The sequence below is a fragment of the Candidatus Nitrosarchaeum limnium BG20 genome (assembly GCF_000241145.1).
In the GTDB taxonomy this organism is placed as follows: Archaea; Thermoproteota; Nitrososphaeria; order Nitrososphaerales; family Nitrosopumilaceae; genus Nitrosarchaeum; species Nitrosarchaeum limnae.
The window spans coordinates 1-1,760 of record NZ_AHJG01000118.1 but is presented as its reverse complement, the minus strand read 5'-3'; the positions used below and the strand labels follow the sequence as shown (position 1 = coordinate 1,760).

3 protein-coding genes are annotated in these 1,760 nt (G+C 31.5%); all 3 read right to left on the bottom strand.

The annotated features are described in order from the left end of the window. Window positions 1–665 (bottom strand): DNA primase small subunit domain-containing protein (locus BG20_RS03860; RefSeq protein WP_010191170.1); only part of this gene is annotated, 665 nt, incomplete at its 3' end. Then, entirely contained in the window at window positions 665–1,069 is a 405-nt protein-coding gene (locus BG20_RS13090; RefSeq protein ID WP_476695740.1) for a hypothetical protein, read from the bottom strand. The genes BG20_RS03860 and BG20_RS13090, both read right to left, overlap by 1 nt. Window positions 1,070–1,235: 166 nt before the next feature. Continuing rightward, window positions 1,236–1,688 (bottom strand): hypothetical protein, encoded by a 453-nt coding sequence (locus BG20_RS13085; protein WP_238527481.1) that lies wholly within the window; start codon window positions 1,686–1,688, stop codon window positions 1,236–1,238. Between the last annotated feature and the right edge of the window lie 72 nt (window positions 1,689–1,760).

The window sequence follows — 1,760 nt, the reverse complement described above, 5'->3', positions numbered from 1 at the left end:
GCCTTAAATTTTTTCATTCCAAAAGTTTCTGGTATCGCTCCGTTGAACATGATATAGTCTGTAAGTTCTGATCTTTCTCTAGAACCTAGTTGCTGAAATTGTGAGTCATACACATACACATGAAATCCTTCATTTCCAGAAAAATAAACATGAATATTATTTTGCTGAACATCTAAGTCTTCAGTCAAAATTTCAGATAATTTTGATACTTCATTTTTAGATGTATCTATACAATTTTTACATGGTAGTGATTTTTTTTCTAGTTTTGAAGAATTGCATTTATTGCATTTCATACTTTCAGCAGATACTTCACTACATTCGCTACATTTTGAAACAGTATGATTTTTTCTACACTTAAGATTGAGATCTTTTGCATCAATATCAAAAATTAGATCTGCTTCCTTCCAATCTTTTTCATTCATAGGTAAATTTGGAAATGAGTAACATGCGTTAGAGCAATAGACATCAGAGGGTACATTTTTCATAAGTAAAAGATGTAATTCCTTGTCATCTTTAATTGAAATATGTCTAGTCATTCCTGAATTGAATTTTTGGAATCCAAATTCTCTTTCAGATGTTCTGTTTGGTACACGAATAAGATCAAAGTGTTCAAAATAATATTTTTTAAATGAGTCCTCTAGAAATTTTATATCCTTTTCTTGCATTATACTCTCTTCTTTCCAAATTGTAAAGGATTTATGATGTTATCACATTCAGGAATTGCAAAACATAGATTTTGTGTCTTGAGTTTTTCACATGATGGACAAGAATAATGTGTACCGCTTCCAGAAGTTCCTGCAAGGTGATTTAACTGATAAAGTGTGACTCGCTCATTGTAATCTGGAGCATTTTTGAATAATGGAGCAATCTCTTCGACTGTTTGACCTTTTGATAACAAAAATGTTGCAAGCATAAATCTTCCAGAATGTGGAAGATTTTCTCCTTTTTCAAGAACTTCAATTGCGTGTTTTATGCACGGGGGATATTCTCCAGTAGTTACAGTATAAGTTGCAAATTTTTTAGACATTGAAATTAGTTTACCTACTGACTCTTCAAAACCTGCAATCATTGGTGGTGTTTTTGCGTTAATAATTTTTGAGCTGATATATGTTCCAAGTTCTTTTCGAATTAATCTAACTGTTTCATGTGGAGAAAGAAATACAAATCCGTTTTCTACATGTCTGTTAATTAATTTCCATTCTCTTTCATGAAAATTAATTGAATGTTTTAGATAATCAGATATTGGTATAACAAAAAATCATCCTGTTTTTTATCTGAACTGAAAATAGATCATCTATAACTCTAATTGCTAGTTGCTTTTTTGATTCATCTGAGATATTTGCTAGGTCTTTTTCGAGGTATTTTTCTGCACGTCTGGCTTCGGCAAGCGCAAATCTTTTGATTAATGTGTGCATTCCACTTAATTTTAAAAGTACAATTGCAAGTAGAAAAGAGAATACCTCTCTTGGAAGTGCTGCCTGGTTTGATGCCTGATCTCCTATCAAATCAGATTGATAGATTTTTCCATCTGCAGCTACTTCAATTCGATTAAATGCCTTTTCAATTAGGGATTTCAGATCAGGATCAGTTCCAAATTGTTCCAATGTAAAGCCCTTATCTTTTAGATACTGACCTGCATCTGCCAAAAATGGATATTTTGCAATCTCGTCTTGTCCTAGTGCTAGCATAAATAGTGAATAATGACAATTACATAAAAATCTGGTTTTAATTTAATTTGCTGATTTAAATTATGTTTGATT